This is a genomic window from Streptomyces alanosinicus, assembly GCF_014650595.1.
GTDB lineage: Bacteria > Actinomycetota > Actinomycetes > Streptomycetales > Streptomycetaceae > Streptomyces > Streptomyces alanosinicus.
The window spans coordinates 244,289-264,730 of record NZ_BMVG01000008.1 but is presented as its reverse complement, the minus strand read 5'-3'; the positions used below and the strand labels follow the sequence as shown (position 1 = coordinate 264,730).

The 20,442-nt window shown below is 73.8% G+C and carries 19 protein-coding genes and 1 pseudogene; 14 read left to right on the top strand and 6 right to left on the bottom strand.

All coding sequences use genetic code 11. The features are described 5' to 3' along the window. Positions 1-4: 4 nt before the first annotated feature. The 5 genes from IE277_RS20060 to IE277_RS20040 all read left to right on the top strand — a co-directional run bounded on the left by IE277_RS20060 (position 5) and on the right by IE277_RS20040 (position 5,373). Complete coding sequence (locus IE277_RS20060) at positions 5-904, top strand: NAD-dependent epimerase/dehydratase family protein (protein ID WP_189954301.1); 900 nt, start codon at positions 5-7, stop codon at positions 902-904. Continuing rightward, complete coding sequence (locus IE277_RS20055) at positions 901-1,563, top strand: spherulation-specific family 4 protein (protein WP_189954299.1); 663 nt, start codon at positions 901-903, stop codon at positions 1,561-1,563. The genes IE277_RS20060 and IE277_RS20055 overlap by 4 nt, the downstream gene beginning before the upstream one ends. A 65-nt stretch (positions 1,564-1,628) precedes the next feature. Further along, positions 1,629-2,285 carry a maltokinase N-terminal cap-like domain-containing protein gene (locus IE277_RS20050; protein ID WP_189954297.1) on the top strand — a complete coding sequence of 219 codons (657 nt, stop codon included), beginning with the start codon at positions 1,629-1,631 and terminating at the stop codon, positions 2,283-2,285. A 236-nt stretch (positions 2,286-2,521) separates the two neighbouring features. Next, positions 2,522-4,378 carry a M1 family aminopeptidase gene (locus IE277_RS20045; protein ID WP_189954295.1) on the top strand — a complete coding sequence of 619 codons (1,857 nt, stop codon included), beginning with the start codon at positions 2,522-2,524 and terminating at the stop codon, positions 4,376-4,378. 143 nt (positions 4,379-4,521) lie between these two features. Next, the gene (locus tag IE277_RS20040; protein ID WP_189954294.1) at positions 4,522-5,373 is read left to right on the top strand and encodes a lysozyme; all 852 of its coding nucleotides are present in this window, start codon (positions 4,522-4,524) and stop codon (positions 5,371-5,373) included. A gap of 59 nt (positions 5,374-5,432) precedes the next feature. Here IE277_RS20040 and IE277_RS47295 read toward each other — a convergent pair. Continuing rightward, positions 5,433-5,792: pseudogene (locus IE277_RS47295) on the bottom strand (DUF6234 family protein); the annotation flags it as partial. Positions 5,793-5,870: 78 nt separating this feature from the next. After that, the gene (locus tag IE277_RS20035) at positions 5,871-7,130 is read right to left on the bottom strand and encodes an MFS transporter (protein WP_189954292.1); all 1,260 of its coding nucleotides are present in this window, start codon (positions 7,128-7,130) and stop codon (positions 5,871-5,873) included. Between the two features lie 211 nt (positions 7,131-7,341). On the opposite strand from IE277_RS20035, the gene IE277_RS20030 reads away from it, so the two are divergent. Beyond that, the gene (locus IE277_RS20030) at positions 7,342-8,343 is read left to right on the top strand and encodes a LacI family DNA-binding transcriptional regulator (RefSeq protein WP_189954291.1); all 1,002 of its coding nucleotides are present in this window, start codon (positions 7,342-7,344) and stop codon (positions 8,341-8,343) included. A 45-nt stretch (positions 8,344-8,388) separates the two neighbouring features. Here the strand turns inward: IE277_RS20030 and IE277_RS20025 are convergent, their stop codons facing one another. Together IE277_RS20025 and IE277_RS20020 are read right to left on the bottom strand one after the other, a co-directional pair. Then, a complete protein-coding gene (locus tag IE277_RS20025; protein ID WP_189954290.1) occupies positions 8,389-9,324 on the bottom strand; it encodes an alpha/beta hydrolase in 936 nt (311 codons plus the stop codon). A gap of 134 nt (positions 9,325-9,458) precedes the next feature. Next, entirely contained in the window at positions 9,459-10,199 is a 741-nt protein-coding gene (locus IE277_RS20020) for an SDR family NAD(P)-dependent oxidoreductase (protein ID WP_189954289.1), read from the bottom strand. A gap of 145 nt (positions 10,200-10,344) precedes the next feature. Here IE277_RS20020 and IE277_RS20015 point away from each other — a divergent pair, with 145 nt between their 5' ends. From IE277_RS20015 to IE277_RS48835, 4 genes are all read left to right on the top strand, one after another. After that, positions 10,345-10,875 (top strand): PadR family transcriptional regulator, encoded by a 531-nt coding sequence (locus tag IE277_RS20015; RefSeq protein ID WP_189954288.1) that lies wholly within the window; start codon positions 10,345-10,347, stop codon positions 10,873-10,875. A gap of 93 nt (positions 10,876-10,968) precedes the next feature. Continuing rightward, the gene (locus IE277_RS20010) at positions 10,969-12,144 is read left to right on the top strand and encodes a DUF2306 domain-containing protein (RefSeq protein ID WP_229881822.1); all 1,176 of its coding nucleotides are present in this window, start codon (positions 10,969-10,971) and stop codon (positions 12,142-12,144) included. A gap of 69 nt (positions 12,145-12,213) precedes the next feature. Beyond that, entirely contained in the window at positions 12,214-13,104 is an 891-nt protein-coding gene (locus IE277_RS20005; RefSeq protein WP_189954287.1) for a hypothetical protein, read from the top strand. A 29-nt stretch (positions 13,105-13,133) separates the two neighbouring features. Then, a complete protein-coding gene (locus IE277_RS48835) occupies positions 13,134-13,262 on the top strand; it encodes a hypothetical protein (protein ID WP_268252634.1) in 129 nt (42 codons plus the stop codon). Between the two features lie 105 nt (positions 13,263-13,367). Here IE277_RS48835 and IE277_RS20000 read toward each other — a convergent pair whose 3' ends face one another. Next, the gene (locus IE277_RS20000) at positions 13,368-14,525 is read right to left on the bottom strand and encodes an FAD-dependent monooxygenase (RefSeq protein WP_189954286.1); all 1,158 of its coding nucleotides are present in this window, start codon (positions 14,523-14,525) and stop codon (positions 13,368-13,370) included. A gap of 118 nt (positions 14,526-14,643) precedes the next feature. Between IE277_RS20000 and IE277_RS19995 the strand changes: the two genes are divergently transcribed. Continuing rightward, complete coding sequence (locus tag IE277_RS19995) at positions 14,644-15,201, top strand: TetR/AcrR family transcriptional regulator (protein ID WP_189954285.1); 558 nt, start codon at positions 14,644-14,646, stop codon at positions 15,199-15,201. Between the two features lie 331 nt (positions 15,202-15,532). Here the strand turns inward: IE277_RS19995 and IE277_RS19990 are convergent, their stop codons facing one another. Beyond that, a complete protein-coding gene (locus IE277_RS19990; RefSeq protein ID WP_373310826.1) occupies positions 15,533-16,705 on the bottom strand; it encodes an AI-2E family transporter in 1,173 nt (390 codons plus the stop codon). Positions 16,706-16,988: 283 nt separating this feature from the next. Between IE277_RS19990 and IE277_RS19985 the strand changes: the two genes are divergently transcribed. The 3 genes from IE277_RS19985 (at position 16,989) to hypB (ending at position 20,057) form a co-directional block, all read left to right on the top strand. Beyond that, positions 16,989-18,698, top strand: coding sequence for a hydrogenase maturation protein (locus IE277_RS19985; protein WP_189954283.1), 1,710 nt, complete (start codon positions 16,989-16,991; stop codon positions 18,696-18,698). Further along, on the top strand, positions 18,695-19,261 hold the full coding sequence (locus tag IE277_RS19980; protein ID WP_189954281.1) for a hydrogenase maturation protease: 567 nt from the start codon (positions 18,695-18,697) through the stop codon (positions 19,259-19,261). Before IE277_RS19985 ends, IE277_RS19980 begins: the two co-directional genes overlap by 4 nt. A 73-nt stretch (positions 19,262-19,334) precedes the next feature. Continuing rightward, positions 19,335-20,057 (top strand): hydrogenase nickel incorporation protein HypB, encoded by a 723-nt coding sequence (gene hypB / locus IE277_RS19975; RefSeq protein ID WP_189954278.1) that lies wholly within the window; start codon positions 19,335-19,337, stop codon positions 20,055-20,057. The last annotated feature ends 385 nt before the right edge of the window (positions 20,058-20,442 follow it).

The window sequence follows — 20,442 nt, the reverse complement described above, 5'->3', positions numbered from 1 at the left end:
CCGTATGCGCATTCTCGTCCTCGGCGGCACCGGATATCTGGGCCGCCATGTGGCCGCGCGGCTGCGCGCCCTGCCGGGCGCGCTGATCCTCACCGCCGGACGTTCGCCCGCCGCCGAGTTCGGGGCCGACCTCGCCGCCGACCCGGCCGAGCGGCTCGCCGGGACGCTGGCGGCGGCGGCGCCCGACGCCGTCGTCAACTGCGCGGGCGCGACCGGCGGTGACCCGGTGACACTGGCCGAGGTCAACGCACGCGGCCCCGCCGTGCTGTGCGCCGCACTGCGCGAGGCCGCTCCCGCCGCGCGTCTGGTGCACCTGGGCTCGGCCGCCGAGTACGGGCCGGGCGTCCCCGGCACCCCGGTCCCCGAGTCGGCGCCCGCCTGCCCGGTCACCCTCTACGGCGCCACCAAGCTCGCCGGCACCGTCGCGATCGGCGCCTCGGCCCCGGACGGGGTGGTGCTGCGCGTCGGCAACCCGGTGGGCCCCGGTGCGCCCCCGGCGAGCCTGCCCGGCCGGCTGGCCGCGCTGCTGCGCTCGGCCGGCCAGGACCCGGAGGCGGTGCTGCGGCTCGGAGACCTGTCCGCCCACCGCGACTTCGTCGACGTACGCGATGTCGCCCAGGCGGTCGCCCTCGCCGTCATCACCCCCGGACTGCTGCCGCCCGTTCTCAACATCGGCGCCGGAAAGGCCGTGACCGTACGGGAGTTGGCGCACGGACTGGCTGGACGGGCGGGATTTCGGGGGCGGTGGGCGGAGAGCGTGGGCGGCTCCGCGCGCTCCGGCCCGGTCTCCTGGCAGTGCTCGGACATCTCCGCCGCCCAGCGGGCCCTCGGCTGGCGCCCGGCCCACACCCTCGACGACGCGCTCACTGCGCTGTGGTCGGCGACCGCGGAGCGCGTGCCATGAGCCTGCTCATCCCGCTGTATGTACACCCGGCCGAGGACCCCGGCGCCTGGCACCGGCTGATCACGGCGGCCGCCCGTACCCGCGCGGTCGTCCTCAACCCGGCCAGCGGACCCGGCACCGCCCCGGACCCCGCGTTCACCGCGGCCGCCCGGGCCCTGCACACCGCCGGGGCCCGGCTGCTCGGGTACGTCGACACGGACTACGGCGTCCGGGACCGGGCCGGCATCACCGAGGACCTGCGCCGGTACCAGGCCTGGTACCGGACCGACGGCTGCTTCCTGGACCGGGTGACCGCCACCCCGCAGGGCCTGCCGGCCTGCCGCCGGCTGGTCCGCGAGGCACGGCGGCTGGGCGCGGCCACGGTCGTACTCAACCCGGGCGTCCACCCGGCGCCCGGGTACGCCCGCCTCGCCGATCTGACCGTCACCTTCGAGGGCCACTGGTCCACGTACGTGCGCGCGTTCACCCGGCCGGCCTGGACGGGCCGGCATCCGCCCGACCGGTTCTGCCATCTCGTCTACGGCGTCCCCGAGGCCCTCGTCCCGCTCGCCGTACGCACCGCGCACGAGCGCGGCGCGGCGGTGTGCGGCCCGGTGACGCGCGAACCACCCAATCCCTGGGCCGAGTTGACCCCGGCACTGGCCGAGCCGGACGGCTGACCGGCGCGATCCATGTGCGAAGCTGCGGAGATCATCCGTTCGCATCGCACAGGAGAGGCCCCGGCATGGCCATCATCCACCGCACCACGCTCAAGCCCACGAAGCTGGAGCTGCTCACCGACTGGCTGCCCACCCGGCCCTGGTACCGCGGCGGCCCCGGCGCCCCCGTGCTGACCAAGTCCGGCGGCTTCCGGCTCGACGACCCCGACGGCGAGGTCGGCATCGAGTTCATGGTGGCCACCGACACCTCCACCCCCGAACCGACCGCCTACCTCGTCCCGTTGACGTACCGCGGCGCACCGCTGCCGGGCGCGGAGCACGCCCTCGTCGGCACGACGGAGCACGGAGTGCTCGGCAAGCGCTGGGCCTACGACGGCTGTCACGACCCGGTACTGGTCGCCGCGTTGCTGTCGCTGATCGAGGGCCGGGCCCAGGCGCAGGCCCAGAGCATCGACAACACGCCCGACCCCGAGGTGGTCCGCTCCTACACCGGCGCGCCCTTCCCCGCCGACGGCTTCGTCCCCGCGCCGGCCGACGACCGGGAGGGCACCCGGCTCCCCGCACCGCATGGCACGGTCCTCCATGTCCACCGCGTCCTGCACCCCGTCGCCGAGCACCCGCCGGCCCGCCCCGAGGGGACGAACGGCCATGTGGCACGCGGCTGGCAGGACCCGCAGGGCAACCCGCTGACGGCGCTCCTCGTGACGCTGCGGACCAGCTGACCGGCCGACCGGCTGACCCGCACGGTCACAGAACCCGCCTCGCCTGCTGGCATGGACGGGTCAAATCTGGCACTCTCTCGACAGCCCGGCAGCGCCGCGTCCTGACCCCGTGAGGACGCGGCGCACCGCCCGGCACAGCGATCGCGCAAGCCCCACCCCGGCCGCCCCGGTGTACCCCGACCGGCCCGCGGCCATCGAGCAGGCCGGGAATCCCGGCCGCCGCAAAGGAGAAGCGTGTGAGATCGACTCCCCACAAGGCCCTCGGTGCCGGCGCCCTCGCCGTCGCCGCGACGGCCGCCCTCGTACTCCCCGCAGCGCCCGCCACGGCCCGCCCGGCCACGGCACCCGCCGCCTGCACTCCGGCACAGGTCGTCGGCAACGGCGGCTTCGAGAACGGGACATCGCCCTGGACGACGTCCTCCGCCAACGTCATCACCAGCCGCTCGGGGCAGACCGCCCACGGCGGCAGCTCCTACGCCTGGCTGGACGGAGTCGGCAGCACCCACACCGACACCCTGAGCCAGAGCGTCACCGTCCCCGCCGGGTGCGACACGGCCACCCTCACCTTCTGGCTGCACATCGACACCACGGAGACGACCTCGTCCCTCGCGTACGACAAGCTCACGGCCAGGATCGGCAGCACGACACTGGCCACCTACTCGAACCTGGACAAGAACACCGGGTACATGCGGAAGACGATCGACGTGTCGGCGTACGCGGGGCAGACCGTCACTCTCTCCTTCACCGGTACCGAGGACTCCAGCCTGCGGACGAGCTTCGTGCTCGACGACATCGCACTCGACACCTCCGGCGGTACCACGCCCCCGCCGGGCGATGACACCCGCACCCCGGCCGCGCCCTCGTACACCGTGAACCTCAGCAGTGACACCAGCGGCACCGAATGGACCGGGCACGAGAGCGTCACCTTCACCAACGCCTCCGCCACCGCGCTGAACGAGGTCTACCTCAGGCTGTGGGACAACTACCACGGCACCTGCGACGCCATGCCGATCCGCGTCAGCGCCGTCACGGGAGGCACGGCCGAATCGCCCACCGTGGCGTGCACCGCGCTCAAGGTCGACCTGCCGGCCCCGCTCGCCCAGGGCCAGAGCGCCACCATCGGCTTCGACCTCGGCATCACCGTGCCCAGCGGCGCCGACCGCTTCGGCCACGACGGCGACTACAGCTTCATCGGCAACGCCCTGCCCGTCCTCGCGGTCCGCGACAGCGCCGGCTGGCACCTGGACCCGTACACGGACAACGGCGAGGCCTTCTACTCCCTGGCCGCCGACTTCAAGGTGACCCTCGACCACCCCAGCGGCCTGCTGGTCCCGGCCACCGGCACGTCCACCGACACCCCCGGCGCCGGCGGCCGTACGGTGACGACGGCGACGGCGTCGAAGGTGCGTGACTTCGCCTGGGCCGCCGGACCCTTCACCAAGATCTCCGGGACCTCCGCGGCCGGAGTCCCGGTGAACGTCTACTCCGTCTCGGGGATCAGCTCCGCCAGCGCCCAGTCCATGCTCTCCACCGCCAAGACCGCCGTGGACGCCCACGCCTCCCGCTTCGGCGCCTACCCCTACGGCGAACTGGACGCCGTGATCGACGACAACTACTGGTTCGGCGGCATGGAGTACCCCGGCTTCGTCCTGGACGTGGTCAGCACCACCGCCCTCACCCATGAGACCGGCCACCAGTGGTGGTACGGCATCGTCGGCGACGACGAGTACAACAGCCCCTGGCTGGACGAGGCGTTCACCGACTACGCCACCGACCTCGCCCTCGGCAAGACCGGCGCCAACTGCTGGAACAGCGTCTCCTGGGCCTCCGGCGCCGAGAAGATCACCAACTCCATGGCCTACTGGGACGCGCACTCCTCGCGCTACTCCACCGTCGTCTACGGCTACGGCAAGTGCGCCCTGCACGACCTGCGCCGCGTCCTCGGTGACACCGCCATGGCCAAGCTGCTGAAGGACTACGCGAGCGCGCACTGGTACGGCGTGTCGACCACGGCCGAGTTCAAGGCCGCCGCCCAGGCCGCCACGAGCACCGACCTCACCTCCTTCTGGACCCAGCACCGCATCGACGGCTGATCCGCGCGGGCCGGTCCTGCCAGGTGCCTCCGGGGCGCCTGCCCGACCGGCCCGTACGCCGTCCGGGGGCCACCCATACGGACCAAGAACGGCCCGGGATGGCCCAGTTGGGCGGCACCCGGAGTGCGCTACCGCCCGACGGCATGTCAGATGGTCTTGTGCGAAGCTCTCTCTCCCCCCAGTGCGGCCGCGCACGCCTGGCTCTCACGGGCGTGCTGACCGGCCTTCTCCTCACCCTGACCAGCCCCGCGGCCCATCCCGTGTCGAACCCGCCGGTACCCCGGCACGGCAGCGCGTACATGGGCATGGGCGTCCTCGCCCACGACGGCCGGCCCGTCGGTGCCGACGCAGGTCCCCCCACCCGCGCCAACCAGCTCGAAGGCGTCGACGTCGCCAGCTATCAGGGCAATGTCTCCTGGTCGACGCTCTGGGGCGAAGCCACCAAGTGGGCGTACACGAAGGCCACCGAGGGGACGTCCTACACCAACCCCTCCTTCACCCAGCAGTACGACGGCCCGTACAAGGTGGGCATGGCCCGCGGCGCGTACCACTTCGCGACCCCGGACACGTCCAGCGGCAGCACTCAGGCCGACTACTTCCTGGCGCACGGCGGCGGCTGGTCCAAGGACGCCAAGACCCTGCCCGGCGTGCTCGACATCGAGTGGAACCCGTACGGCGACAGCTGCTACGGCAAGTCCAAGAGCGCCATGGTCGACTGGGTCAAGGACTTCCTGAGCCGCTACAAGTCCCGCACCGGCCGTGACGCGGTCATCTACACCGCGACCAGCTGGTGGACCGACTGCACCGGCAACTACGCGGGCTTCGGCAAGACCAATCCGCTGTGGATCGCCCGCTTCGCCTCGACCGTCGGAACACTGCCGGCGGGCTGGTCGGTGTACACCATGTGGCAGTACACCTCGTCCGGCAAGACCGTCGGGGACCACGACCGCTTCAACGGCGACCAGGGCCGGCTGCAGGCCCTGGCCACCGGCTGACAGCAGGACCCGCCGGAGTACCCGCTGGGGTACCCACCCGTGTCGGCCGCCCTGTCCCCGTGGCCCGGGCCCAGGGCGGCGGCCGACACCACGAGAATGATCAGGGCGGCCATGACCACCTGGCCGACGACGGTCACGAACGCCCGGGCACGCGCCGCGACCAGCGCCGCCACCAGGGCGAAGGCGCCGACTCCCGCCGCGGCGGTCAGATAGCCCGAGGGCGAGTCGTAGGCGACGGTCTTCGCCGTGTCCAGATTGAACCCGGAGAGAAACCAGAGCCCGAAGTCGACGGTGAGTACGGCCAGTTCGAGGAAGACCAGTCCGCACCCGGCGCCGATGTCCGCACCCGTGTCGGCGCGGTCGCGCCGCCGCGGGTCGCCGGTGGCGTCGAACGCCGGCGGGGCTGTGGGGAGGTTCATGGCCGCCACCCTGCCCGGCCGGCGGGGCGTGCACATGAGTACGGGTACTCAGCCGGACCGGCGGGGCGGCGGGGCGGCTCAGCGCACACCCCGGATGGGCAGGATGGCGAGCGCGCCGAGCAGCGACAGCGCACCGCCGAACAGGAACAGCGGGGTGTAGCCGCCGAGCGCGGTCACCACGGCCGAGGCGACGAACGGCGCGAGGATCTGCGGGCCCGCGTTGGCGATGTTCAGCACGCCCAGATCGCGTGCGGCATCCTCCGCGCGGGGGAGCACGAGCGTGACGACGGCGGTGTCCACGGCCATGAAGCAGCCGAACGCCAGCCCGTTCAGCGCGCTGAAGACGAGCATGCCCGGCCAGGTCGGCGCGACCACGGGCACCACCATGACGAGACCCGCGAGCGCCGCCGAGACCCCGACGAACACCTTGCGCCGGTTCCACCGGTCCGACAGCAGGCCCCCGACCAGTGTGGAGACGGCCATCGCCGCCATCGACACCGGCGTGAGGACCGCCAGGGCGTCCGCCGCGCGCAGTCCCTTCGGCAGCGAGATGTGGTCGTCGAGGATGTAGAGCTGATAGCCGACGACCGAGAAGTAGCCCAGCACCATCAGAGCGCGGCCGATGAAGGCCCAGCGGAAGTCGCGGCTGCGCAGCGCGGACAGGCCGGCCGCCGACCGCCGGCGCCAGGGCAGCGCCGGAGCGGGTGCGGCGCCGCGCCCGGTGCGCGGGACATCCCGGCACAGCGCCGTCAGCAGGACGGCGGCCGCGGCGCCCACGAGCCCCAGCACCAGGTATCCCGTGGCGAGCCGGCCGGTGCATCTGGAGGCGATGAGGACGCCCAGCGTGCCGCCCACCGGCAGGGCGAGACCCACCACGGCGGAGGCCGTGCCACGGCGGGCCGGCGGGATCCGGTCGGGCACGACGGCGGTGACGGCGGCCTGATAGACGTTCATGGTCGCCTGGACCAGGCACCAGGCGATGCCCACCAGCAGCGCGGTGCGCACGCTGCCCAGGAGGGCGAGAGCGGCCAGCGAGGCCAGCGCTCCGCCGAGCACCCAGGGATTGCGGCGCCCCGAACGGTCGGACAGGGCGCCGGCGACCGGATTGCAGGCCGTCGCGAACACCGAGCTGACACCGCCGATCAGGCCCAGCAGCGCCACCTTGTGATGCGGGTCGATCGCGGCGACCTGGGTGGGCAGCAGTACGGACCCGACCCCCGTGTACACCGCGTACATCGACGCGTTGGCGACGAGCAGCAGCGCCATCAGCCCGCGCTGCCGGGGCTCGGGCACGGCAGCCGCGGTGTCGCTCCGGAGATCTTCGGTCGGCAGGGACATGGCTACTCCTGAGAGGACGGGAGGAGACGCGGAAGGGAGGGGAGGGGGAGAAGAAGAGGGGCCGAACACGAGTTACTTACACGAGTAACCGAAGGCGGATCCTTGTGTAGCACTGCTCTCGCCCGGTTGAACAGGGGTCTGCGCCGGTCAAGGCGGTGACGCGTGTAACGTGTGGGTGACCTGCACAAGGACCCGACGGCGGATGGGAATCATGGCGAGGAACGCGGCCGCGGCCGTCACCAGCGCCGATGTGGCGCGGCTGGCGGGCGTCTCGCGGGCCACCGTCTCCTTCGTGCTGAACGACACCCAGACGCACCGGGTGAGCGAGGCCACCCGGGCGAGAGTCCTCGCCGCCGCGGACACCCTCGGCTATGTGCCGCACGCGGGGGCCCGCGCCCTGCGGGCCGGCCGCAACAACCTGGTGCTGATCCCGGCCGCCGTGTCCGCCGTCGGCCGCCTGGTCAGCGGCTGGATCGACGATCTGCACACGGAGCTGGAGCGGTACGGGTACACGGCCGTCCTGCACGCCGGGCGGTACACGGACCCCGCCGCCGCGGCCCGCGCCTGGGCCGAGCTGCGCCCCGGCGCGGTCCTGGCGCTGGACGGCACGAGTCTCGGCGCGGCCGGCGCGCAGGTGCTGCGGCGCGCCGGTGTCCGGGCGCTGATGGCGCTCGCGCCGCAGCCCGTCGAAGGCGTGCACACGGTTCTCTTCGACGACCGGCGCGTGGGTGTGTGCGCCGCCGAACACCTCGTCGCGCGGGGGCGGCGGCGCCTCGGCGTCGTCATGCCCGGCGAGCGCGGTCTGTCGGCCTTCGCCGAGCCCCGGCTCGCCGGCGCGCGCAGCGTGGCCGCCCGTACGACGGCGACGGTGACCCCGCTGGAGATGGAGTACACGCACGCGTCCGCCGCCCGGCTGGCGAGCGGCTGGGCGCAGCGCGGCCTGGACGGTGTGTTCGCCTACAACGACGAGTACGCGTCCCTGCTGCTGTGTGTGTTCCGGGACGCGGGCGTCGACGTGCCCGGTGAGGTCGCCGTCGTCGGCTGCGACGACCTTGTGACGGCGGCCCTGCAGCGCCCCGCGCTCACCACGGTCCGGCTGGCGGTACCGTCGGCCGCGCAGGTCGCCGCGGCGCTGCACGACCTGATCGAGACCGGCACCGCCGCACCCCTGCCCGCGGTCGAGCCCGTCCTCGTCCGCCGCGCCTCCGCCTGACGGCCACGCCTCCCCCGGGGACGGGGCTCCCCGCCGTGACCTGCGTCAGGCCGTCAGATGCCGGTGCAGGAACTCCACGCTGTGCGCCACGATGTCCGGCACCTCGCAGGAGCCCAGGAAGATGTGGTCGGCCCCCTCGACGGGCCGCACCGTGACCTCGCCGCCCGCGTCCTTCAGCACCCGGGCCAGCGCCTCGCTCTGGTCGTAGGGGACGATCTGGTCCTCGCGGCCGTGGATGAGCAGGAACGGGGGCGCGCCGCCGTCCGCCGCGTAGGTCACGGGACTGGCGACACGCGCCCGCTCGTGGCGTTCGCTCTCCGGTCCGCCGAGCAGGGCCTCGAAGGGGTTCGGGTACGACGCCCCGTCCGGCAGCGACGGCAGCGCCCGGCCGAGGATCGCCGCGATGTCGGACACGCCGTACCAGTCGACGACGGCCCGCACCCCGCTGTCCGCCTCCCGTACGCCCTCCGCCCCTTCGAGGCCGGCTCCGTGCGCGTCGGCGCGGACCAGGCCGGCCAGCGCGGCGAGATGGCCGCCGGCCGACTCGCCCCAGGCGCCGATCCGTTCGGGGTCGATGCCGAGGTCCGCGGCGTGGTGGCGCACATAGCGGACGGCGGCCTTCACATCGTGCAGCTGGGCGGGGAACGGCGCCTCCAGACTGTGCCGGTAGTCCATGGCGACGAGGGCCAGGCCCGCGCCGAGGACGGCGCCGTGCAGCAGTTCCACCGGCACGGTCGGCGGCGGAAAGCGCCGGTCGCCCTCCAGCCAGCCGCCGCCGTGGATCCATACGACGGCCGGCACGGGGCCGTCCCCGGGCGGTACATGGACGTCCAGCAGGCGCGGCCGGTAGCCGGGCGAGGTGGCATAGGTCAGCCCGTGGTGGCGGCGCACGCCGTCGGTGCCCGTCTCGGCGGGGGCGGGGGCGTGGAACGGGGGCGGCGGCCAGCCGGTTTCGGGCCGGGCGGGTGCTGGTGAGGTCATGGCGGGGCCTTCCGTCGTCGGCCGGGGCGATGGCCCGACGGCGCGGAGCCGCCGGCGCGAGCGCGATGTTACACGTGTAACCAATGGCTGGCGAGAGCTTCGCGGTGCCCCGTGGGCCGGTCGGGCGGCGTCGCTCAGACGATGTGGCGTCCGCCGTCGACCGTCAGTACGTCGCCGGTGGTGTACGCGGCCCGGGTCAGATAGGCCACGGCCTCGGCCACGTCCTGCGGTGAACCGACGCTGCGCAGCGGCGTGTTGGCGGTGATCCACGCGCGGGAGTCCTCCCACACCTGCCCGGCCTCGTCGTACCAGGGCGTCTCGATGAGGCCCGGGGCGACCGCGTTCACCCGGATCCGGGGGCCGAGTTGGGCGGCGAGCAGCCGGGTCAGGTGGTTGAGGGCGGCCTTGCTCACGGCGTAGGGGATCGAGCTGCCGAGGGCACGGGTGGCCGAGACCGAGGAGACATTGACGATCGCGGCGGACTCCGACTCGCTGAGGTACGGGACGGCGGCCGTGGTCAGCTGCCAGACGCCGAAGACGTTGACGTCGAAGATGTCCCGCCAGGCGGCGGTGTCGGCGGCGTCCAGGTCGTCGAGCGGGATGAAGCGGGTGGTGCCGGCGTTGTTGACCAGGATGTCCAGCCGGCCGTACTCGTCGATCGCGGCGGCCACGATCCGCCGGGCGTCCGCCGCGTCGGCGACATCGCCCTGGACGTACACCGCGTCGGGAAGTTCGTCCGCGAGGGTCTGGCCCGCCAGGGCGCTGCGCGCCGAGTTGACGACGACCCGGACCCCGTCCGCCGCCAGCCGTCGGGCCACGGCCGCGCCGATCCCGGACGACGATCCGGTGACCAGTGCCACGCGATTGCCGTTCATGTCCCACCCCGTTGTCTTCGTCGTTGTCTTTGTCGTTTTCACGCGTTGCGTCGAGGCTTGAGAGCGTAATATACCGTGTAGTGGAATGTGAATTCCATAATACGGAAATTGAGGCTGATGCGGTGGGGGAGGTACGGTCGGCGCCATGGCTGACTCCCGGCTGACCACCTCCTCCTTCCTCGTCCTCGGCGTCATCGACAAACTCGGTGAGGCCAGCGCCTACGACGTGAAGGTGGAGGCCGGTCGCACCGTCGCCCCGTTCTGGTCGGTGCCGCACGCGCAGGTGTACGCGCAGTGCGACCGCCTGCTCGCCGCCGGCCTGCTCGCCCAGGTGCGTCAGGAGAGCGGACGGGGCCGCCGGGTGCTGACCCTGACCGACCGGGGCCGGGAGGTGCTGCGCGACTGGCTCGCCGACCCCGAGTTCGTCCCGGTCGAGGCGCGCGAACGCGGCATCCTGAAGCTCTGGTTCGGCGCCCGCCCGGACGAGATCGCCCCCGGCCAGCTCGCCGAACACCGGCGCACCTTGGGCACGTACGAGGAACTGGCCGACAGTGTCGGTGCGCTGCTGACCCCCGGGCAGCGGGAGGCGCTGGAGTTCGGCATCCGATACGAGCGCATGATGACCGAGTTCTGGGACTGGGTGGCCCGCCGGGACGAACGCGCACCGGACCGTTGACCTCGCCGCCCGTCCGCTCTACCGTCGGTAACCCCGCGATAGTCCAGAAGAGACTATGGGGGTGACCGAGCCGGTGAGGAACAGGGGGACGCCGTGCGTCCATGGACGAGCAGCACCTGGCGCCGCGCCGCCGCGGTGAGCGTCACGGCCGTGTGCCTGTGGTACGCGCCCATCGCGATGACCGAACTGTGGTCCTACGCCCGGCCGGGGGCCCCGTCGCCGGGAACGTGGGTGCTGGCCCACACGGTCTCGCCCCGGTACGTCGCGGACGCGCTCGCGACCCGGGTCGCCCCGTACCGGCACAGCCTGATCCCGATGATCGTGCACTCCGTGCTCGGCGGACTGCTGATGCTGCTCGGGCCCGCGCAGCTGCTCACGGCGGCGCGGCGCCGCACCCGTGCGCACCGCGCGCTGGGCGTGCTGTTCGCCGTCACGGTGTACGCCTCGATGGCGGGCGCCGGCCTCTATCTCGCCCGCACCGCGCCACGGGACGCCTTCAGCGGGGCGGCCTTCTGGATCGTCCTCGCCACGATCCTCGTCGGCACCGTCCTCAGCGTCACCTTCGGCATCCTCGCCGCCGTCGGCGGTTTCCCCGACCTGCATCAGCGCTGGATGCTGCTGTGCTACGGATACCTGCTGACCGCACCCCTGCTGCGGCTGGAGTGGGGAGCCCTGCCGGCGCTGCTGCCCGGCCTGCCCATGACGGAGATCAACCGGGTGGCGATCATGCACCTGGGTTCCCTCGTCGTGTTCGGCGCCCTGCTCGCCTCCCGCGCCAGGGACTCCCGCGACACCGTCGAGGGCCTCGGCCGCTCCTGGGCCCCGCTGCCCGTGACCGCCGCCGCCCACCTGGCCGCCGCGGCCGCCCTGGTCTGGATCGCACACGCCCTCACCGCGTACGGCACCGCCGGGAACCGCCTGCTGGCCGCCTATCTCCTGCCCTACGCCGTGGCGTACGCGGTGATGGCGACCGGCGCACGGCGGGCCGCTCGGGCGGGGAGGTTGTGGGCGCGTGAGGAGTGGCGGATCCACCTCACGGGTCTCTGTCTGGCGCCCGTGCTCTCGGCCGGCGCGGTGGCCGTGTTCCAGCACAGCCTGGGGCTCGGCCGGTTCACCGCGCTCACCGCCGGCGTCGCCATCGGCTGTGGGATCACCGCCTTCGGCGCCACGCTCGTGGTGAGCCTGCGACTGATGTACGCCCGCGAGGTGCGCAGACGCTCCCGGCCGGCCCCGCTGCCCACGCCACGGGCGACTATCGCGGTGCCGTAACCGCGTCCTCGCGCCGGCCCCCGCGCACCCGCACGGCGGCGGCCGCCTCCACGGAAACGGAACCCAGCCATGACCCAGCCCAACCAGCCCCTCGGCACGCCGGCGCCCGGACGCCCGCTCGCGCCCGGAGTGGCGCTGCTGGCCGTCGCGGTCGCGGTGGTCAACCTGCTCGTCGGCGCCGTCCTCACGGCCGTCGCCCTGACCGGTCACGTCCTCGGGGCGTGGCCGTCACCGGATCCGCTCAGCCCCGGACTGCTGGGCGCCGCGATGCTCGGCACCGCGCCGGCGCTGTTCGCCCTCGGCCGCGCGAGGACCTGGCAGGAGGCGCGCACCCTCGTCCTGCCGGTGGCCGTGGTCCTGGCCGGTCTCCTCACGGTCAGTCTGCTCAACGCGGGCCGGCTGTACCTCGCCCGCGGCGGCCCGGTCGTCTCCGTGCTGTTCAGCCTCGGCTGGCTGTTCACCCTCGGCCTGCTGTGCGTGGCGGCGGCGATCTGCCTGGCGGCGCAGGCCCTCACCCGGTCCGGGCCGCCCGCCCCGCGCACCGCGCCGCTGCCGGGCTGGGCCAAGCCGCCCCTCGCGGTGCTCGGCTCCTCCTGGCTGGGCATCGGCACCGGACTGCTGGTACGACCCGGCTTCTGGGCCGACTTCGTGCCCTGGCGCACCGGTCGCGTGGATGCGCAGGCACTCGGCGTCTGGGCGCTGGCCCTCGGTGTGGGTGTCCTCGGTTCGCTCGCCGAGGACGACCTCGACCGCACCCGCCCCGCGCTGCTCTCCCTGCCTGGTACGGCCCTCGCCCTGACGGTCGTCCTGGCCGGCCGCGCCTCCCACGTCCACTGGTCCTCCGGACCCGGTGTGGGGCTGGTCGCCATGGTGGCCGGGCTGCTGGCGGCCGGGGCGAGCGGGCGGCTCCTGATCCGCGGGAACGGGGGACAGGGCGAGGCGATGCGCGGCGCCGGCTGACCGTGGGCGCGAGCCGCGACGGTCACACCATGAGCGTGATCGAGGCGCTGCGACGGGCGGGCCGGTCGACGTACCGGTCGCCGGAGCGGACGCCGCCCTCGGCCCCGGTGCACAGCGGGCACGGCGCGGCGCCGGGAGAGGGTGCTGCCGGCGGCTGACCGACGGCACCCTCACCGTGGCCACGGGCCCCGTGTCCCCGCCCTGTTCGCCGTACGGGCGCGGGCCGTCGCAAGAGGGCGTCAGGGGTCGGGGAGGCGAGCCGGTCAACCCAGGGCGGGCGGTGTCCAGTCGGCGTGCCGCAGGATCGCCCGCATCGTCACCCGGGACGGGGCGAGCCGCAGCCCTGTGTTGCGCAGGGCGACGGCGAGCGGATGGGAGAGCCGCTGCCCCATCCGGCCCGCCTGCCGCGCGGCGCGGGCGACCGCCTGTGACCGCGGGCGGCGCTCGGCGTCGTAGCGGGCCAGTGCCGAAGCCACCGAGGGCTCATGGGCGAGCGCGGCCGCCAGCGTCGCCGCGTCCTCCAGGGCCTGGCAGGCGCCCTGGCCGAGGTTCGGGGTCATCGCGTGCGCCGCGTCGCCGAGCAGCGCCACCCGCCCGGCGACGAACGACCGCAAGGGCGTGGCCAGTTCATGGATGTCGTGGTGGAGCACGGCCTGCGGCCGGGTGGCGTCGAGAAGGTGGGGGATCGGGTCGTGCCAGCCGCCGAAACGCCGGTGCAGCATGCCGAGCGGGTCGGCATGGCGCACACCGGCCGGCGCGGTGAGCACGGCGTGCCATTCGGCCCGGCCGTCGCTGAAGGCGATATGCCCGAACTCCGCGCCGCCGCCCCAGGTCAGCTCGAAGTCGCAGCGCAACCGCACCGGGCGTTCGGTGATCGCCCGCAGTACCGTCGAGCCGGCGTACACCGGGCCGGCACCGCCGGGGAAGAGCAGGCCGCGCAGCCGGCTGCCCACCCCGTCGGCCGCGACGACCAGATCCGCGTCCAGCATGCCGTCCCCGACCGGCACCCCGACCCGGTCGGGCGCCGTGCGGTCCAGTCCGGTCACCGTGACACCGGTCCGCAGACACCCGGCCGGCAGGGCCGCGCGCAGCAGTCCGTGCAGGACCGAGCGCCGGATGCCGACGATCGGCGTCCCCAGCGCGCGTTCCAGGGCGGCGCCGTCCATCCTGCTCAGCCAGCTGCCCTCGGGGGTGCGGGTGCCGCCGGTGTACTGCGGGCGCGACGCCGCGCGCACGGCCGGGCCGACACCGAGGGCGTCGAGGGCGCGCAGCCCGTTCGCGTGCAGCGAGATCCCGGCGCCCGCGTCGGCGAGGGTGCCGGCCCGCTCCAGCACCTGTACGTCCCAGCCGGTCCGGTGCAGTCCGATCGCCGCCGCCAGACCGCCGATGCCGCCCCCGACCACCACCGCCGTACCGCCCATGCCGGTCCCCCTTCGACCTCGGTCCTCGTCCGCCCGGCCGCAGCCGGTCTTCTACAGTTGTAGAAGACCCTACCGCGGGTGCTCTACAGGTGTAGAAGGCGGGGTGTAGAAAGGGGGAGTGTCCACAGATCGACGTACTCTCCTGGCCGACGCGGCCATCGCCGTGCTCGCCGACTCCGGGATGCGGGGGCTGACGCATCGCGCGGTGGACCGGGCGGCACAGCTGCCCCCCGGCACCACCTCTGCCTACTACCGCACCCGCCAGGCCCTGCTCACCGCGCTGGTCCGGCGCCTGGTGGCGCTCGACCAGACCGAGCTGCAGGAGGCCGCGGCCGGGGTGCCCGTGCCGCGGTCCGTCGGCCAACTGGTCGCGGGGATCGTGGAGTTGGCCGAAGCGCGGCTCACCGGGGACGGTCGCACGCGCTCACTGGCGCGCTACGCGTGTGCCGTCGAGAGCGCGCGCCACCCCGAGCTGCGCGAGATCCTGGTGCCGCGCGAGAACCTGGGGCGCCGGGTGGTGTGCGACTTCCTCGCCGGACGGGGGGTGGCCGACGCCGAGGAGCGCACGGTCACCCTGCTGACCTGCGTCGACGGCCTGGTCTTCGACCGGCTGGTGAACGGCGGAGCCGTGCGGGAGGGGGAGGTGCGGGGGCTCGTGGCGGCGGCGTTGCGCTGAGTCGTACGACGACGGCGGCGCCGCCTCCTTGGGACGAGGAGACGGCGCCGCCCTTCTTCACACGCCCCGCGGCGTCAGACCAGCCACCCGATGAAGTGGGCGAGTCCGGCGAGGATGTCGGTGAGGACGTTCATGGTCGTGCTGCTCCTTGCGATGTATGAGTGGGACCTGTGCGTCGACCACGGTCTGCAGCCCGTCGCTCGCACACCGCAAGTATGGTCCCGCCGCTTCCGCCCCGTCGCTCTTCCGGGCGACGATCACCTGTTCCAGGGAACAACTGATCCCGTGTTCGGATCTTGGATAAATCCCTTGTGGGGCAAGGCGGTTGAGGTCACGGCGGCACCGCGCGCACGGCCCGCAGCACCGCCCAGACGACCGAGACCAGCGGGACGGCCACCACGGCACCGATCACCCCCGCGATGATGCTGCCGGCGATCACCGACACGGCGACGACAAGCGGATGCAGCCGCACCGCCCAGCTCATCACCAGCGGGTGCAGCACATGGCCCTCCAGCTGGCCGATCACGACGATCAGCGCCAGCACGGCCAGCGCCGTGACCGGTCCGCGGCCGGCCAGCGCCACGATGGTGGCGACGCCGAGCGCCACCGGCGAGCCCACCAGCGGCACGAACGCGGCGAAGAACTCCAGCAGCGTCAGCGGCAGCGCGAGCGGCACCCGCAGCACGAGCAGGGCGATGCCGACGAGTACGGCATTGGTGGCGGCCACGATGATGATGCCGCGCGTGTACCCGGCGAAGGCCCGCCAGGCCGCCCGCCCCGCACGGTCCCACGCCGGACGGGCGCCGCTCGGCAGCAGATTGTCCCGGATCCAGCCCCACAGGCGCTCGCCGGAATGGATGAAGAACACCGAGGAGAACAGCGCGAGCGCGGTCCCGGTGACCACCTCGACCACCCGGCCCAGTCCGCTCACGGCCCGGCTGAGCAGGCTGGAGCGGTGCGTGGAGAGGTAGTGCGTCGCCTGGTTCTCCAGTTCGGAGAGCCGGCTCGGGCCCAGTCGGAACGGGGGCCGGCGCAACCACTCCTCGATGCGGTGCACCCCGCCGCTGAACTCACCCGCCAGCCGGGTCGACTCACCGGCCACCGCGTTGCCCACCAGGGCGAGCAGGGCGAGCAGGAGCAGCACACTGCCGACGAGCGCCACGGCGACGGCCAGCGGCCTGGGCAGGACGCGGTCGAGCCGGTCCGTCAGCGGGCGCAGTACGGAGGTGACGACCAGCGCCAGGAAGAGCGCCACGGCGATGAGCTGGAAGCTGCCGAGGACGCTGAAGACGCCGTAGACGACGATCCCGATGAGGATGAGCCGCCAGGCGTAGGCCGCCCCGACACGCAGCCAGGGCACCGTCGGCTCACCCACCGACACCGCCACCGGCTTCGGGCGCGGGGCGGCCGTGTGCCGCACGGAGCGCGCCGGCCGGCTGCCCGGCAACCGCCCCCGGCGGCGTCCGCCGCTCGGCCCGGCCGCCCGCCGACGCCCATCGCCCACCACCGCTTCCGGCTCCTCTCCGCCACCTTTGCTGACGGTCGGTCACTTGGAAGAACCGTAAGCACACGCCGGGGACGGGGCGCGCGGAGCGCGTCCGTGCGCGACATCCCCCCGATGGCGGCGTTTTCCCGCGGATACCTGCTGGGGCGGGCCCACCGCGCCGCGCCCCTGGCGCGGTCGACGTAGCACAGCGGGAGACCCGGCGCGCCGAAGCACCGCCACGCGGCTGAAACAGCGCGGCGGTGCTTCACGCCACCCCGGCCAGCGGCGACGATGCCATGTCATGAACATTTTGCTCGTCGCCAGTGCGTTCAACAGCCTCACCCAGCGCGTGTACGCCGAACTCTGCGACCTCGGGCACCGCGTGGACGTCGTACTCGCCTCGCAGGGTGAGGAACACATCCGGACCGCCGTACACGAGTTGCGGCCGGAACTGGTCATCGCGCCGATGCTCAGGACGGCCCTGCCCGAGGACGTGTGGCGCGAACACACCTGCCTGATCGTGCATCCGGGGCCGCCCGGCGACCGCGGCCCGTCCTCGCTGGACTGGGCCGTCGCCGAGCGTGCCCCGCGGTGGGGCGTGACCGTCCTGCAGGCGGAGGCCGCGATGGACGCGGGCGCGATCTGGGCGGCGGAGCCGTTCCCCGTGGCGCCGGTCGGCAAGAGCGACCTGTACCGGGGCGAGGTCTCCGACGCCGCCGTCACCGCCGTCCGCACCGCCGTACGGCGCTACGCCGAAGGCTCCTACAAGCCCCGGCCGCAGACCGACGAGTCGATCAGCGTGGTCTGGCGGGACGCCTTCCGGCAGGTGCGCCGGCGCATCGACTGGGAGCGGGACGACACCGAAACGGTTCTGTGCAAACTCCGCGGCGCCGACTCACAGCCGGGCGTCCGCGACGAACTCCTCGGCCGGGAGGTGTTCCTGCACGGCGGGCACCCCGAGGACCGGCTCCGCGGCCGCCCCGGCGCACTCCTCGCCCAGCGCGCCGGCGGCATCTGCCGGGCCACTCGCGACGGTGCCGTCTGGATCCCGGAACTGCGCCCCCGCAAGAACTCCGGCGATCCCGCCCCCTTCCGCCGCCCGGCCGCCTCCGTGCTCGCCGCCTGGGAGCCCTCCCTCGAACTCCCCGAGGCGCCCGTCCCGCTGAACCTGCCCGCCGACCGGCGCACCTGGACCGACATCCGCTACCGGCAGCGCGGGGACGTCGGCCACCTCGGCTTCTCCTTCCCCGGCGGCGCGATGAGCACCGATCAGTGCCGACGCCTGCTCGCCGCCTACCGGTACGCCCTCTCGCACCCCACCCGCGTCCTCGTGCTCGGCGGAGGCCGTGACTTCTTCTCCAACGGCATCCATCTGAACGTCATCGAGGCGGCCCCCGACCCGGCCGAGGAGTCCTGGACCAACCTCCTCGCCATGGACGACCTGGTCGAGGAGGTCCTGCACACCACCGACCGGCTGGTCGTGGCCGCGCTCGCCGGCAACGCGGCGGCCGGCGGCGTCATGCTCGCCCTCGCCGCCGACGAAGTGTGGAGCCGCACCGGCACCGTCCTCAATCCGCACTACCGGCGGATGGGCCTGTACGGCTCGGAGTTCTGGACCTATACCCTGCCCCGCCGCGCCGGAGCGGACGAGGCCCGCCGGCTGACCACCGAGGCCCTGCCGGTCAGCGCCGCGTCCGCCGGCCGGCTGGGCCTGGTGGACCGGCTCGTACCGGCCGCCCCCGGCGACTTCCCCGCCGAGGTCCAGCGCCTCGCGGCCGGCCTCGCCGCCGCCCCCGGACTCGACCGGCGGATCGCCGGCAAGGCCGCCGCCCGCGCCGCGGACGAACGCGAACGCCCCCTCGCCGCCTACCGCGAGGCCGAACTGGCACGCATGCACGCCCTCTTCTTCGACCCGCAGTCCTCCTACCACGCGCTGCGCTCGGCGTTCGTGCGCAAGACCCCCTCCGGCTCGCCCCGGCCCCTGACCGCACCGGCGGGAGAGCCCCGTTGACGCCGCGGCTGCTGGTCGCGGGTATCGGTAACATCTTCCTCGCCGACGACGCCTTCGGACCCGAGGTGGTCCGCGCCCTCGAACAGCGCCCGCTGCCGCCCGTGGTGCGCGTGCGCGACTACGGCATCCGCGGCATGGACCTCGCCTATGACCTGCTCGACGGATACGACACCGCCGTCCTGGTGGACACCGCCCGCCGTGGCCATCACCCCGGCACCCTCTGCCTGATCGAGGCCGAACCGCCGGACGGCAGCGTCCTGCCCGAGGCCCATGGCATGGACCCGGCCAAGGTGCTGGCCCTGGCCACCCTCCTCGGCGACGAGCCGCTGCCCCGCGTGCTCGTCCTGGCCTGCGAGCCCGAGGTGCTGCCGGCCGGCGACGCCGACCTGCTCCCCGGGCTCAGCACACCGGTGCGGGAGGCCGTCGGCCCGGCCGTGGAGGCCCTGCACACCCTCGTAGCGGCCCTGCTCACCGACCCCGCCGCGCCCGCACCCCCGTTGGGCCACCCGATGGAATCCGGCCCCCCGCACCCGGCTGCGCTGCCCGGCACGGCGGGCGGCTGAGCGGAAGATCGGTGAGGCCCGGACGCACGGACGCGCCCCGGGCCTCAACCGTCGCATCCGAGGAGCAGCGCCCATGTGCCGGTCCGACGTCAAGCAGGCCGTTCTGGCCAAGAACGACGACCTGGCCGCGGATCTGCGCGGCGACCTCGCCCGGCAGGGCGTGACCGTCGTCAACCTGCTGTCCAGCCCCGGCAGCGGAAAGACCGAACTCCTCGGCCGGGTCCTGGCCCGCGCGGTGGAGCGCGGCGTCCCCGTCGCCGCGCTGACGGCCGACCTGGCCACCGAGAACGACGCCGTACGACTGGCCCGTTCCGGCGCCCCCGTCCAGCAGGTGCTCACCGACGGACTGTGCCACCTGGAGGCCCGACAGGTCCGCACCCGGCTGACCGGCTGGCTGCCGGCGGACACCGCCGTGCTCTTCGTGGAGAACGTCGGCAACCTCGTCTGCCCGGCCGCCTACGATCTCGGCGAGACGCTGCGGGTCGTGCTCATGGCGGTCACCGAGGGTGAGGACAAACCCCTGAAGTACCCGACCGCGTTCGGCTCCGCCCATCTCGTCGTGATCACCAAGACGGACCTCGCCGAGCCGGCCGGCTTCGACGAGAGTGCCTTCCGGACGAACGTGCACCGGGTCAACCCGGGCGTGGAGATCGTACGGTCCAGCGCCCGCACCGGCACCGGCGTCGGCACCCTCCTCGACCGCGCCCTCGCCGCCCGGGACGGCGGCCTCCACCAGCCGCCGCTCGCACCGCGGCCGCACGGCCACCACCACACCGCCGGCGCTCCCGCACTATGACCGCCCCGGCCACCGGCCTCGTACGCCGCCGGCTCACCGTGCGGGGAACCGTGCAGGGCGTCGGCTTCCGGCCCTATGTGCACCGCCTCGCCGCGGGCCTGGGCCTCGCCGGGTTCGTCGGCAACACCGGCGACGGCGTGATCGTCGAGGTCGAGGGCCCGGCGCACGGGATCGACCGGTTCTGCGCCGCACTGACCGAACACCCCCCGCCGCTGGCCACCGTGAGCGGCATCGCCGGCGAGGACGTGCCCGCCACCGGCGACGACGGCCCCTTCGTGATCCGCTCCACGGAGCGGGCCCAGGGCCGCACCCAGCTGCCGCCGGACACCGCGACCTGCGCCGACTGCCTGCGCGAACTCGCCGATCCCGCCGACCGCCGGCACCG